The sequence below is a fragment of the Phycicoccus jejuensis genome (assembly GCF_044797865.1).
GTDB lineage: Bacteria > Actinomycetota > Actinomycetes > Actinomycetales > Dermatophilaceae > Phycicoccus > Phycicoccus jejuensis.
This window is the reverse complement of record NZ_CP085209.1, coordinates 2,534,203-2,546,681: the sequence shown is the minus strand read 5'-3', so window position 1 is coordinate 2,546,681 and position 12,479 is coordinate 2,534,203. Positions and strand designations below refer to the sequence as shown.

Annotated in this window: 13 protein-coding genes; 6 read left to right on the top strand and 7 right to left on the bottom strand. The window is 74.0% G+C overall.

Features of this window, described 5'->3' with window-relative positions; genetic code table 11:
* Positions 1-73: 73 nt before the first annotated feature.
* A complete protein-coding gene (locus tag LG324_RS12095) occupies positions 74-1,627 on the bottom strand; it encodes an amidohydrolase (RefSeq protein ID WP_404348182.1) in 1,554 nt (517 codons plus the stop codon).
* Between the two features lie 98 nt (positions 1,628-1,725).
* On the opposite strand from LG324_RS12095, the gene LG324_RS12090 reads away from it, so the two are divergent.
* Positions 1,726-1,875, top strand: a complete 150-nt coding sequence (locus LG324_RS12090; protein ID WP_404348179.1) for a hypothetical protein — start codon at positions 1,726-1,728, stop codon at positions 1,873-1,875.
* Between the two features lie 133 nt (positions 1,876-2,008).
* On the opposite strand, the gene LG324_RS12085 is transcribed toward LG324_RS12090, so the two are convergent.
* Positions 2,009-3,067, bottom strand: a complete 1,059-nt coding sequence (locus LG324_RS12085) for an L-erythro-3,5-diaminohexanoate dehydrogenase (RefSeq protein ID WP_404348176.1) — start codon at positions 3,065-3,067, stop codon at positions 2,009-2,011.
* Between the two features lie 87 nt (positions 3,068-3,154).
* Between LG324_RS12085 and LG324_RS12080 the strand changes: the two genes are divergently transcribed.
* Positions 3,155-4,600 (top strand): KamA family radical SAM protein, encoded by a 1,446-nt coding sequence (locus LG324_RS12080; protein WP_404348174.1) that lies wholly within the window; start codon positions 3,155-3,157, stop codon positions 4,598-4,600.
* Positions 4,601-4,624: 24 nt separating this feature from the next.
* Entirely contained in the window at positions 4,625-5,110 is a 486-nt protein-coding gene (ybaK, locus tag LG324_RS12075) for a Cys-tRNA(Pro) deacylase (protein ID WP_404348172.1), read from the top strand.
* Here ybaK and LG324_RS12070 read toward each other — a convergent pair.
* Positions 5,107-5,679, bottom strand: coding sequence for a helix-turn-helix domain-containing protein (locus tag LG324_RS12070; protein WP_404348170.1), 573 nt, complete (start codon positions 5,677-5,679; stop codon positions 5,107-5,109). The genes ybaK and LG324_RS12070 overlap by 4 nt on opposite strands.
* A gap of 50 nt (positions 5,680-5,729) precedes the next feature.
* On the opposite strand from LG324_RS12070, the gene LG324_RS12065 reads away from it, so the two are divergent.
* Positions 5,730-6,686, top strand: coding sequence for an NAD(P)/FAD-dependent oxidoreductase (locus LG324_RS12065; RefSeq protein WP_404348168.1), 957 nt, complete (start codon positions 5,730-5,732; stop codon positions 6,684-6,686).
* 12 nt (positions 6,687-6,698) lie between these two features.
* Here the strand turns inward: LG324_RS12065 and LG324_RS12060 are convergent, their stop codons facing one another.
* Positions 6,699-7,274, bottom strand: coding sequence for a DinB family protein (locus LG324_RS12060; protein WP_404348166.1), 576 nt, complete (start codon positions 7,272-7,274; stop codon positions 6,699-6,701).
* Positions 7,271-7,693, bottom strand: a complete 423-nt coding sequence (locus LG324_RS12055) for an Lrp/AsnC family transcriptional regulator (RefSeq protein WP_030529189.1) — start codon at positions 7,691-7,693, stop codon at positions 7,271-7,273. The genes LG324_RS12060 and LG324_RS12055 overlap by 4 nt, the downstream gene beginning before the upstream one ends.
* A gap of 66 nt (positions 7,694-7,759) precedes the next feature.
* Between LG324_RS12055 and LG324_RS12050 the strand changes: the two genes are divergently transcribed.
* The gene (locus tag LG324_RS12050; RefSeq protein ID WP_404348163.1) at positions 7,760-8,704 is read left to right on the top strand and encodes a 5'-3' exonuclease H3TH domain-containing protein; all 945 of its coding nucleotides are present in this window, start codon (positions 7,760-7,762) and stop codon (positions 8,702-8,704) included.
* Here LG324_RS12050 and LG324_RS12045 read toward each other — a convergent pair.
* Positions 8,682-9,119, bottom strand: coding sequence for a helix-turn-helix domain-containing protein (locus LG324_RS12045; RefSeq protein WP_404348161.1), 438 nt, complete (start codon positions 9,117-9,119; stop codon positions 8,682-8,684). The two genes, LG324_RS12050 and LG324_RS12045, sit on opposite strands and share 23 nt — an antisense overlap.
* Before the next feature lie 106 nt (positions 9,120-9,225).
* Between LG324_RS12045 and LG324_RS12040 the strand changes: the two genes are divergently transcribed.
* On the top strand, positions 9,226-9,636 hold the full coding sequence (locus LG324_RS12040) for a VOC family protein (protein WP_207021764.1): 411 nt from the start codon (positions 9,226-9,228) through the stop codon (positions 9,634-9,636).
* Positions 9,637-9,654: 18 nt separating this feature from the next.
* Here the strand turns inward: LG324_RS12040 and LG324_RS12035 are convergent, their stop codons facing one another.
* A complete protein-coding gene (locus tag LG324_RS12035) occupies positions 9,655-12,465 on the bottom strand; it encodes a DEAD/DEAH box helicase (protein WP_404348158.1) in 2,811 nt (936 codons plus the stop codon).
* Positions 12,466-12,479: the final 14 nt, after the last annotated feature.

The window sequence follows — 12,479 nt, the reverse complement described above, 5'->3', positions numbered from 1 at the left end:
GACGGCCGAAGCGTTGCACGGCGCCAGCCTGCGCGCGACGGGAACCGACCGGACGCGCCGACCGACGTGGGGGTCAGGCCGAGGCGTCGTGGAGGACGACCCCGTCACGCACGGTGAGCAGGCACTCCGGCAGCGGCGCACCGCCACCGAGCGTGGGCAGGTCGTCAGCGGCGTAGGCCGGGACCGAGAAGACCGCGAACGAGGCCGCCGCTCCGACCGCGAGGACGCCACCCTCCCGCCCGGCGAGGTCGTGGCCGCCGACGGTGTGGGCCGCGAGCGCGGTCGCCGTGTCGATGCGCTCGGCGGTGTCGCGGTGCTCGACCGCGGCCCGGACGGCGACCCACGGGGCGAAGGGCGTGACCGGGGAGTCGGCGCCGAACGCCAGGCGCACCCCCGCCCGGCCGAACGACGCGAACGGGTTGGTCGCCACCCCGCGCTCGGCGCCGAGGCGCGCGGCGTACATCCCCTCGCGCCCACCCCAGTACGCGTCGAAGGCCGGCTGCACGCTGGCGGCGATCCCCAGCCGCGCCATCGTCGCGATGCCGGTCGGGTCGACCATCTCGGCGTGCTCGAGGCGGGGCCGCGAGGCGCGCACGGTCTCCTCCCCCACCAGCTCGGCGGCCTTCACGTAGCCCTCGAGGACGAGGTCGAGACCGGCGTCGCCGATGACGTGGAAACCGCTCTGCACCCCGGCGGCGGCGCACGCCGCCACGTGGTCGCGGACCCCGGCCGCGTCGCGGTACGCCGTTCCGCGGCAGCCGTGCTCGTCGAGGTAGTCGTCGCGCAGCAGCGCCGTGTGCGACCCGATGGACCCGTCGATGTTGAGGTCGCCCCCGAGCCCGACGGCTCCGTGCAGCCCGGCCAGCGCACGGGCCTGGCCCGGCTCGGTGACGGCCTCGGCCCAGTAGCCGACGGTCTCGGGCAGGTCGGCCCGGCGGCCGAGGTCGAGGACGTCGGCGAAGTCCTCGGCGGAGGTGAGCAGCGGTCCGCCGCACTCGTGCACGGACACGATTCCGAGCGTCGCCGCGGTTCGCAGGGCTACCTCGATGTCCTCGCGCCGGTCGGCGTGGCTGCGGGAGGCGTCGAAGGCGGACCGGGCGGCGTTCTTCGCGTCCCGCACGACGAAACCGCTCGCCGACCAGCCGTCGAGGGCGTCGGCCCCGGAGAGGGCCACGAGCGCGGTCGAGACGACCGCCGAGTGGCCGTCGATGCGCGAGGCGTACACCACCCCTCCACCGGTAGCACGGTCCAGCTCGAGGGACGTCATCGCCCGCTCGCGGGTCCAGTCCTGCTCCTGCCAGCCGTGCGCGAAGACCGGTGCGCCGGGCAGCTCGCGGGCCGCCGCGGCGACGAGGTCGAGCGCCTCGGTGACGGTGCGCGTCCCGGACAGGTCCACCCCGCGCATCCCGAGTCCGGTGTGCGACACGTGCGCGTGCGCGTCGACGAACCCGGGCAGGACGAGCGACCCGCCGAGGTCGACGACGGCGTCCACCGCGTCGGCGTGCCGGTCAGCCCCGGCCTCGTCGCCGAGCCAAGCCACGCGTCCGTCGTCGCCGACGACGAGCGCCGTGCACGCCGGGTGCTCGGGGGTGCGGACACGGGCGTTGCGGTACAGGGTCGTCGGCACGGCGCCACTCTAGGATCCCGGACGCTGGCGCCGGGCCGGGGACGGGGCCACGATGGTGTCGTGCCTTCCCGAACGCCCTCCGGTCCGTCAACAAGCACGTGACCAACCGGCTGACGGTGCACCTGGTCGGTCGTGGCTCCTTCGCCGAGGTCGAGCACGTCGGGCGGCGGTCGGGACGGACGTACCGGAACCCGGTCAACGCGTTCCGCGACGGTGACCACGTGACGTTCGCGGCCGGAGCGTCCTGACCCTCGGTCCGCCGCACGACCTCGACCTGGCCGAGGGCCTGCGGCGGATGCCCGCCCCGGCCCGCGTGGTGCTGCGCCTGGCGTCGGTCGACGGGTTCGTCGAGATGCCGGTGCTGCGCGAGCAGCCCGCCGGCTAGCCCTCCGCGGCCAGGCGCGACTCGAACAGGCCGCGCACCGCCGGGTCGCGCCGGACGATGTCGACGGCGAGGTCGGCGTGTCCCGGGACGTAGCCGTTGCCGACGAACATCCGCACGTCGGCGGCGAGCCCCTCGGCCCCGAGCGCCGCGGCGGCGAAGCTGGTGGCCATCGAGAAGTAGATGATCGTGCCGCCCTGCGCGGTCGCGAGGACGGCGGGCTGCTCGCAGCCGGGCACGTCGACGCAGACGACGGTGACGTCGGCCGGTCCCCCGGCGGCGGCGACGGCCTCCGAGAGCCCCAGCGGCGAGCGGGCGTCCGCGACGACGACCTCGTCGGCGAGGCCGGTCGGCCGCAGCAGGTCGGCCTCGGCCTGCGTCGGCACGACCCCGATGCGACGGCCGGCGCCGGCGTCGCGCGCGGCGGCCAGCGAGAGCGAACCGGACTTGCCCGCCGCGCCGAGCACCGCGACCGTCGGGGCGCTCCCCCGCGCCAGGTGCTCCGCGACGACCCGGGCGACGAGCGCCGGGGCGCCACAGACGTCCATGACCATGAGGGCGAGCTCGGGCGAGAGGTCCTCGGGCAGGCGCGCGGCGATCGAGCGACCGAAGAGCACGGCCGTCCCGGCCGCGGGCACGCGCTCGGAGCGGCCGTCCCAGCGCTCGAGTCCGTCGGTGACGACGAGCGGGGTCAGCGACAGGGAGACCAGGGTCGCGACCCGGTCCCCCACCGCCAGCCCGAGCGGCGACTCGGGGCCGACCTCCGCCACCGTGCCGACGAGCATCCCGCCGGACCCCGTCACCGGGTTCTGCATCTTGCCGCGCTCCCCGACGATGGCGAGCACCTCCGCGCGGACGGCCTCGCCGTCGCCTCCGTGCTTCTCGGTCAGCTGCCGGAAGGAGGCCGCGTCGAGGTTGAGCGTCTCGACGTCGATGCGCACCTCGTCCGGCCACAGCTCGGGGCCGGCGTCGAGCACGCGCGCCGCCTGCGGCAGCGACGCACCGGCGGGTTCGAGCACGCGGTGGAGGCCGACGGGTGAGCTGGGGGTCGTCCGCACAAGAATCTCCTCGATATCCGACACGCCGCCGCATTTCTTACGGTGAGCGCGTGCAAGGGGCGCCATCCGTCCCGTATCCTGCCACGCATGGCGACGAGCATCGAGCAGCCCTACGCGTACCGGCGACGCGAGCTGGTGGAGCCGGACTGGACCCGCCTCCCCGGCTGGCGGGACGTCACCCGCGAGGAGTGGGAGAGCGCGCAGTGGCAGCGGTCCCACTGCGTGAAGAACGTCGGGCAGCTGCGCGCCGTCATGGGCGACCTGCTCGAGGAGCGCTTCTACGCCGACGTCGACCGGGACCAGGCCGAGCGGGCGACGATGTCGATGCTCGTCCCGCCGCAGATGCTCAACACGATGGTCGCCTCGACCGACGGCCCGATGCCGTCGGCCGGCGCCGCGTTCACCGAGGCGTTCTACGCCGACCCGGTGCGCCGCTACATGCTGCCGGTGTTCTCCGACCGGCGCACCGACTGGGCGAGCCACCCGTTCGCGACGCGCGACAGCCTCCACGAGCACGACATGTGGGCGGTCGAGGGCCTGACCCACCGCTACCCGACCAAGGTGCTCGCCGAGATGCTGCCGACGTGCCCGCAGTACTGCGGCCACTGCACGCGGATGGACCTCGTCGGCAACTCGACCCCGCAGTTCACCAAGCTCAAGCTCGCGGGCAAGCCGGTCGACCGCTACGCCGCGATGCTCGACTACCTCCAGCGCACCCCCGGTGTCCGGGACGTCGTCGTCTCCGGCGGCGACGTCGCGAACATGCCGTGGAAGAACCTCGAGGGCTTCCTCGACAAGCTCCTCGACGTCGAGAACATCCGCGACATCCGGCTCGCGACCAAGGCGCTCATGGGCCTGCCGCAGCACTGGCTCCAGCCCGACGTGGTCGAGGGTGTCGCCCGGGTCAGCGCCAAGGCGCGCTCGCGCGGTGTCTCGCTGGCCATCCACACGCACGTCAACAACGCCGAGTCCGTGACGCCGCTCGTCGCGCAGGCCGCGAAGGCGATGCTCGAGGCCGGGGTGCGCGACGTGCGCAACCAGGGCGTGCTCATGCGGGGCGTCAACGACTCCTCCGAGCAGCTCCTCGACCTCTGCTTCGCCCTCCAGGACGAGGCGAGCATCACGCCGTACTACTTCTACATGTGCGACATGATCCCGTTCGCCGAGCACTGGCGGCTATCGCTGGCCGAGGCCCAGCACCTCCAGCACTCGATCATGGGCTACCTGCCCGGGTTCGCGACGCCGCGCATCGTCTGCGACGTGCCGTTCGTCGGCAAGCGGTGGGTCCACCAGGTCGACAGCTACGACACCGAGAAGGGGATGTCGTTCTGGCGCAAGAACTACCGCACCTCGATCGAGGGTGACGACGCCGAGGCGCTCTCGCGCGAGTACGTCTACTACGACCCGATCTACACCCTCCCCGAGTCCGGCCAGGAGTGGTGGCGCGCCAACACCGACGTCGAGGCCGTGCACGAGCAGGCCGTCGCCGGCGCCGGCGCGTCCCGTGCCGCGTCGGTCGCCGACCTCGTCTGAACCGCCGGCTCTAGGCTCGGCGGCATGGTCCGCCGCGCACCGTCCGGGACGCCCGCCACCGTGGCCCTCACGGCGGCGGGCGTCGCGTTCACCCAGCACGCCTACGCGCACGACCCGGCCGCGCCCTCCTACGGGCTCGAGGCGGCGCACGTCCTCGGGCTGCCCGCCGAGCAGGTGTTCAAGACCCTCCTCGTCGACACCGGCGCCGGGCTCGCCGTCGGCGTCGTCCCGGTCGCCGGGCAGCTGGACCTCAAGGCGATGGCGAGCGCGCTCGGGGTCAAGCGCGTGACGATGGCCGACCCGGCGGCCGCCGAGCGCTCGACCGGCTACGTCGTGGGAGGCATCTCGCCGGTCGGCCAGAAGCGCGCCCTGCCGACCGTCGTCGACGAGTCCGCGGAGCTGTTCGACGTCGTCTACGTGTCCGGCGGCCGCCGTGGGCTCGACCTCGGTCTCGCGCCGGCCGACCTCGTCCGGGTCACCGGCGCGACCCTCGCCGACATCGGGCGCTAGTCGCGGCGCCGCGGGCGGGCGCGCACGTGCATCCGCTCCCCCTGGGGTCCCATGATGCTCAGCAGCTCGACCGGGTGGTCGTCGGCGCAGCCGAACCAGTGCGGCGTGCGGGTGTCGAACTCGGCGACCTCGCCGACGCCGAGGACGACGTCGTGCTCGGCGAGCACGAGGCGCAGACGGCCGTCGAGGACGTAGATCCAGTCGTAGCCCTCGTGGCTGCGCGGGTCGGGCTCGCGCCCGTCCGGGTGAAGCACCATCTTGAACGCTCGTGGGCCGCCGACCCGCTCGGTGAGCGGCACGACCTGCGCGTACGGGTGCTCCACCGGCTGCAGGTGCACACGGGGGTCGCCGGTGCGGGGCGCGTCGACGAGCTCGTCGAGGGTCACCCGGTAGACGCGCGCCAGCCCGACGAGCAGCTCCAGCGTCGCCCGCCGCGAGCCGGACTCGAGCCGGGACAGGGTGCTGACCGAGATGCCGGTGCCGGCCGAGACCTCGGCGAGGGTCATGTGCCGGCGGGTGCGGACCTCGCGCAGGCGCTGCCCCACGGCGGTCGGGTCGAGGTTTGCCACTCCGGCAACGTACCTTGCCGACCCGCTCGGCGCGGACGCATCGTCGGTCCATGACCACCACCTCCGCTCCCCTGCCCGTCGACGTCCTCGTGGTCGGCGGTGGGGCCGCCGGCCTCTCGGCCGCCACCGTCCTCGCCCGCTCCCGCCGGTCCGTCGTCGTCCTCGACGCCGGTGAGCCGCGCAACGCCCCGGCCGGCGGGGTGCACGCGTTCCTCGGCCACGACGGCGTGCCGCCGCTGGAGCTGCTCGCGCGTGGCCGTGCGGAGCTCGAGGCGTACGGGGGCCGCGTCGTCGCCTCCGCGGCCGGCTCGGCCCGCCGGGAGGACGACCGGCTCGTCGTCACGGCGTCCGACGGGTCCGCGTGGACGGCGCGTCACCTCGTGCTCGCCGGCGGCGCCGTCGACGTCCTGCCCGACGTCCCGGGGCTGCACCGGCACTGGGGCACGGCCGTCGTCCACTGCCCCTACTGCCACGGCTGGGAGGTGCGCGACCGCCGGGTCGTCGTGCTCGCGACGACGCCGATGGCCGTGCACCAGGCCGGCCTCTTCGGGCAGCTGACCGCCGACCTCACCGTCCTCGTGCACGAGCCGTCCGTGCTCGACGCCGCGGCGCGCGAGCGCCTCGTGCGGCTGGGCGTCGCGGTGGTGGACGGCCCGGCGACCGGTGTCGTCGAGTGCGATGGTGCGCTCGTCGGCCTCGAGACCCCGGGAGGGGTCGTGGGCGCCGACGCCGTCGCCGTGCAGACGCGGGTCGAGGCACGCGACGCGCTCCTCGACGACCTCGGCCTCGCGCTCGTCGACCTCGAGATGCAGGGGCAGGTCGTCGCGCGGCACGTCGCGGCGGACCCCGTCGGGCGGACGTCCGTCCCCCGGGTCTGGGTCGCGGGCAACGTCACCGAGCCGATGGGTCAGGTGGTCATGGCCGCCGCGGCCGGCACCCGGACCGGAGCGATGGTCAACGCCGAGCTGGTCACCGAGGACCAGGAGCGCCGCCTCGCGGACGGATGACCGCCGTCGCCGTCAGCGGTGGGCGTCGGCCGCGCGCTGGACGTCGGCGACGAGACGCTCGAAGCCGGCGTCCTCGCCGAAGGCCGCGGCGTCGCGGCCGACCTGCCCGTCGAGCCCTTCGCGGAGGATCTCGGCGTGACCGGCGTGCTGCGCGGTCTCGGCGACGACGCGCACCACGAGGTGACCGATCGTCGTCCGCCGGGTCGCCTCCGGCCACCACGGCGGCTCGGCGGGGGTGTCGAGCGGCACCTCGGCGAGCGCCGCGTCGGACGACGTCCACGCCTCGCGATAGAGGTCCAGCACCCACGACCGGCTCTCGTCGGCGCGGGCCCACAGGTCGCCGTTGTCCCAGACCGAGCCGTCCTCGTCCCACGGCAGGGTCGGCGCCGGGCGCCCCAGGGACTGCAGGAAGTACCCGACCTCGACCCCGGTGAGGTGCTTGACCAGGCCGAGGAGGTTGGTGCCCGTCGGTGTCAGGGGCCGCCGGACGTCGTACTCCGACAGGCCGTCGAGCGTGCGCAACATCGCGTCCCGGGCGTCCTGCAGGTAGTGGTGCAGGTCGCTCGGCAGCCCCGGCGGGATGCTCACTCCCACGGGGTCGAGAGCACCACCGTGGTCCGGGTCGAGACGTGCGCGGCGCCACGGATCCGGGCGATGAGCTCCTCGAGCTCGGCCGGCGTCGCGACACGCACCTTGAGGATGTAGTTCTCGTCGCCGGCGACCGAGTGGCACTCCTCGATCTGCTCGATGCCCTGGAGGCGCTCCGGGATGTCGTCGGGCTGGCTCGGGTCGAGCGGGGTCACGGACATGAAGGCCGTCAGCTGTCGTCCGACGGCGCGGTGGTCGATCCGGGCGGTGTAGCCCTTGATGACCCCGCGCTGCTCGAGCCGGCGGACCCGCTGGTGCACCGCGGAGGTGGACATGCCGAGGGCCTTGCCGAGGTCGGTGTAGCTGGTCCGGCCGTCCTCGGTGAGCAGGTCGACGATGCGCCGGTCGAGGTCTTCCACGGCGTCAGCGTAGTGCGACCTCCCCCGTCACCACCCGGACTCGCCGACCGCCCGTAGGCTCTCGGCATGGCGCTCGACGACGGACGACTCCCGAAGCTGCTGCTGCTCGACTCCGCCTCCCTGTACTTCCGGGCGTTCTACGGCGTCCCGGACCAGCGCAAGGACGCCTCCGAGACGCCGACCAACGCGCTGCGCGGGTTCCTCGACATGATCGCCACCCTCGTGACGCAGCACCGGCCGACGCACCTCGTCGCGTGCTGGGACGACGACTGGCGCCCCCAGTGGCGCGTCGACCTCGTGCCCACGTACAAGACGCACCGGCTGACCGAGGGCTCCGACGCCGTCGAGGAGAGCCCGGACGACCTCACCCCGCAGGTGCCGCTCATCCGCGAGGCGCTGGCCGCGGTGGGCATCGCCCGGATCGGCGTGCCCGACCACGAGGCCGACGACGTCATCGGCACCCTGACGACCCGGCACCACGGGGTCATGCCGGTCGACGTCGTGACCGGCGACCGAGACCTCCTCCAGCTCGTCGACGACGCGCAGGCCGTCCGCGTCCTCTACACCGGCAAGGGCGGTGTGCGGGAGCCGGACATCGCCACGGAGTCGATGCTCCGCGAGAAGTACGGCGTGCCGACCGGTGAGGCCTACCTCGAGATGTCGGTGCTGCGCGGCGACACGAGCGACGGGCTGCCGGGGGTCAAGGGCATCGGCGACAAGACCGCCGCCCAGCTCATCGAGCAGTACGGCTCCCTCGCGGCCCTGCGCGCGGCCGTCGACTCCGGCGACCCGGCGATCAAGGGCGCGCGGCGGACCAACCTCGAGGCCGCCTCGGCCTACCTCGACGTCGCCCCGACCGTCGTCCGCGTCGTGCGCGACGCCCCGGTGCCCGAGGTCGACCTCGCGCTGCCCGTGCAGGTCGCCGACCGGCTCGCGCTCGACGAGCTCGCGGCGCGCCACGGCATCGAGAACCCGGTGGGCCGGCTGCTCACCGCCCTCGGGCTGGCCTGACCCCGTCCGCGGCCCGCTCCCCCGCCGGCCGCGTCCAGCGCATCCGGAACGCCGTCGGCACGAACGCCGTCGCCGGGTCGTCCTGACGACGGAACTCGGTGGGAGACAGGCCGACCACCTCGGTGAAGGTGCGGCTGAAGGTGCCGAGGCTGGAGAACCCGACGGCCATGCAGACGTCCGTCACGGGCGTGTCGGTGGTACGCAGCAGGGTCATCGCCCGCTCGATGCGCCGCCGCTGCAGGTAGCGGTGCGGCGTCTCGCCGAAGACCGTCCGGAACTCCCGGATGAAGTGCGCGCGGCTCATGTGCGCCACCCGCGCCAGGGCCTCGACGTCGAGCGGCTCGGTGCTGTGCCGGTCGACGAGGTCGCGCGCCCGGAGCAGCCGCCGGTTGCGGTCCTCCTCGGCGGCGCTCACCGGGCCACCGTACGACGGGTCGTCGCGCACGGCGCACTTTCGGAGAAGCGAGCCTCCCCGTCCGCGCCCTAGCGTCGTCCCCGACACCCGAACCGAGAGGACCACCATGCTGACCCGCAACAACATCTCCTCGATCTTCGTGCTCGACCAGGACGAGGCGCTGCGCTTCTACACCGAGGTGCTGGGCCTGGAGGTCGAGCAGGACATGGACTTCGGCCCGATGCGCTGGCTGACCGTCCACGTGCCCGGCGATCCCAAGTCCATCCTCCTCGAGAAGCCCGGCGCCCCCGCGCACGACGAGGCCACGGCCGAGCAGGTGCGCGCCCTCGTGACCAAGGGGGCCGGCGGCGGCTGGCTCGCCTTCACGACCGACGACGTCGAGGAGATGTTCGCGCGCGTCCAGTCCGCCGGCGCCGACATCACGCAGGAGATCGTCGACCAGCCCTACGGCCGCGACTTCGCCCTGCGCGACCCGTTCGGCAACCACATCCGGATCGGCGAGGTCCTCGCCGGGTGACGCGCCGCGCCGGCCGGCTCAGTCGAGCCGGTCGGCGGCGACGACGCCGCGCATCACCGCGTCGACGGCCTGACGGGCCGTGCGTCGCAGCGTCGTGTCGGTGGCGGCCGTCCCGACCTGGTCGAGGAGGTCGACGAGCTGCTTGCACCGGCGCACGAAGTCGCCGGCGGCCATGTCCTGGCCGCGCAGCACGTCGTCGAGGCGGCCGCCGGAGGCCCAGCGGTGCACCATCCACGCCATGCCGCCGTCGGGCATCGACGTCGTCGGCAGGTCGTGCTCGGTCTCGAGCTCCTCGATGCCGGCCCACAGCCGCTCCATCTCGCGGACGGCGTCGGCGACCTCGTCGGTCGGCATCCGCGGCGAGACGTCGGCCTCCTCGTGCCGCGGCTCGTGGACGAGCGCCGAGACCGCGGCCGCGAGCCCCGGGGCGTCGAGCCGCTTCCACACGTCGTGCCGGAGGCACTCGGCGGCCAGCAGGTCCTTCTCGGTGTAGAGACGCCGCAGCCGCTCGCCGCGCTCCGTGACGACCGAGCCGTGCTCGGCGAGGTAGCCGAGGGACTCAAGGGCGTCGCAGATGCGGTCGAAGGTGCGCGCGACCGTGTTGGTCCGCCCCTCGACCCGCTGCTGGAGACCCGTGGTCTCTCGCTTGAGCCGCCACCATCGCTCGGCCCACCGCGCGTGCTCCTCGCGGCGCGGGCACTGGTGGCACGGGTGCTCGCGCAGCTGCCGTCGCAGGTGGTCGGTGAGGTCGGTGTCGGCGGTGGCGTCGGTGCGCCCGCGGCGCGAGGGCGCGTCCTCGAGGCCGTGCGGCGTCGCGACGCGCAGCGCGGTCGCGAGGTCGCGGCGCGACTTCGGCGACTTGGGGTTGAAGTGCTTGGGAACCGCGACCCGCGCCATTGCCTCGACCGGTTCCGGGACGTCGACGAGCGTCAGGCGGCGGAACTGCTTGTCCTCGGTGACGACCCCGGGCCCGGTGGGGGCGCCCTTGGCCGTGCGCGCGGGCTGCACGACGACGGCCCACCCGGCCCGTCGCCCGGCGGGGATGCGGATGACGTCACCGACGCGCAGCGCCTCCATCGACACCGCCGCCTCGGCGCGCCGCGACGCGGCCCGTGCCTTGCGGCCGTCCTTCTCGGCGTCGGCGAGCTCGCGGCGGATGCGGGCGTACTCGCGGAAGTCACCGAAGTCGCAGTGCATCGCCTCGGCGTAGCCGTCGAGTCCGTCCTCGTTCTTGCGCAGCTGGGTCGCGAGCCCGACGACGGCGCGGTCGGCCTGGAACTGCGCGAACGAGGTCTCGAGCAGCTCGCGGGTCGTCTCGCGGCCGACCTGCCGGACGAGGTTGACCGCCATGTTGTACGTCGGGCGGAAGCTCGAGCGCAGGGGGTAGGTGCGGGTCGAGGCCAGGCCGCCGACGGCCATCGGGTCCATCCCGCGGGTCCACTGGACGACCGCGTGCCCCTCGACGTCGATGCCACGCCGCCCGGCGCGCCCGGTCAGCTGCGTGTACTCGGCAGGCGTGATGTCGACGTGCGCCTCGCCGTTGTACTTGACGAGCTTCTCGAGGACGACGGTGCGGGCCGGCATGTTGATGCCGAGCGCCAGTGTCTCGGTGGCGAACACGGCCCGGATGCGGCCGTCGGTGAACAGCTCCTCGACGATCTCGCGGAAGAGCGGGAGCATCCCGGCGTGGTGCGCCGCGAAGCCGCGGCTCAGCCCCTCGAGGAAGTCCCAGAAGCCGAGCACCCCGAGGTCCTCGTCGGCGAGCGACTCGACCCGCTCCTCGACGTGCCGGCGGATCCGCTCGCCCTCGCGCTCGGGGACCAGCCGGACGCCGGCGGACAGCAGCTGCCCGACGGCGGCCTCGCAGCCGACCCGGCTGAAGATGAAGGTGATCGCGGGGAGCAGGCCCTCGCGCTCGAGGTCGAGCACGACCTCGGCGCGGGTGGCGCCCCCGGCCGGGCGGCTGCCGCGCGCGAAGCCCCGACCTCCTGCTCCCCCGCCGGGACCGCGCGGGGCGGCGTGGTCGCGGCGCCCCCGACCCCCGCGGTGGCCGCCGCCTGAGGGGCCGCCGAGCCGGCGCGCGTCCTCGGTGTACCGGCCGCGCTGCTCGGCGTTCCGGATGGCGTGGAGCAGGTCCGGGTTGACCCGGTTGCCCGCGAAGAGGTCGAACATCGTCGTGCCGACGAGCATGTGCTGGAAGAGCGGCACCGGCCGGTGCTCGGACACGACGACCTCGTGGTTGCCGCGGACCTCGGCCAGCCACGCCCCGAACTCCTCGGCGTTGCTGACGGTCGCCGAGAGGGACACCACCTGCACCGACTCGGGCAGGTGGATGATGACCTCTTCCCAGACCGCGCCTCGGAAGCGGTCGGCGAGGTAGTGCACCTCGTCCATGACGACGAAGCCGAGCCCGGTCAGCGTCGAGGAGCCGGCGTACATCATGTTGCGCAGGACCTCGGTGGTCATGACGACGACCGGCGCCTCGCCGTTGACGGAGCTGTCGCCGGTCAGCAGACCGACGTTCTGCGCTCCGTGCACGCGCACGAGGTCGTGGTACTTCTGGTTGGAGAGGGCCTTGATCGGCGTGGTGTAGAACGCCTTGCGGCCGGTGGCCAGCGCCAGGTGCACGGCGAACTCGCCGACGATCGTCTTGCCGGCCCCCGTCGGAGCCGCGACGAGGACGCCCTTGCCCTCCTCGACCGCCTCGCACGCCCGGAGCTGGAAGTCGTCGAGCGGGAAGTCGAGGGCGGCGGTGAAGCGGCCGAGCTCGGTCCGCTCCCGGCGGGACCGCGCCTGCGCCGCGGCGTACCGCTCGGCGGGACTGGGCATGTCCTCAGGCTACG

Coding starts and splice junctions, on each gene's coding strand:
- LG324_RS12040 (WP_207021764.1), top strand. CDS start 9,226: ATGCTGACCCGCAACAACATCTCCTCGATCTTCGTGCTCGACCAGGAC.
- LG324_RS12050 (WP_404348163.1), top strand. CDS start 7,760: ATGGCGCTCGACGACGGACGACTCCCGAAGCTGCTGCTGCTCGACTCC.
- LG324_RS12080 (WP_404348174.1), top strand. CDS start 3,155: ATGGCGACGAGCATCGAGCAGCCCTACGCGTACCGGCGACGCGAGCTG.
- LG324_RS12065 (WP_404348168.1), top strand. CDS start 5,730: ATGACCACCACCTCCGCTCCCCTGCCCGTCGACGTCCTCGTGGTCGGC.
- ybaK (WP_404348172.1), top strand. CDS start 4,625: ATGGTCCGCCGCGCACCGTCCGGGACGCCCGCCACCGTGGCCCTCACG.
- LG324_RS12035 (WP_404348158.1), bottom strand. CDS start 12,465: ATGCCCAGTCCCGCCGAGCGGTACGCCGCGGCGCAGGCGCGGTCCCGC.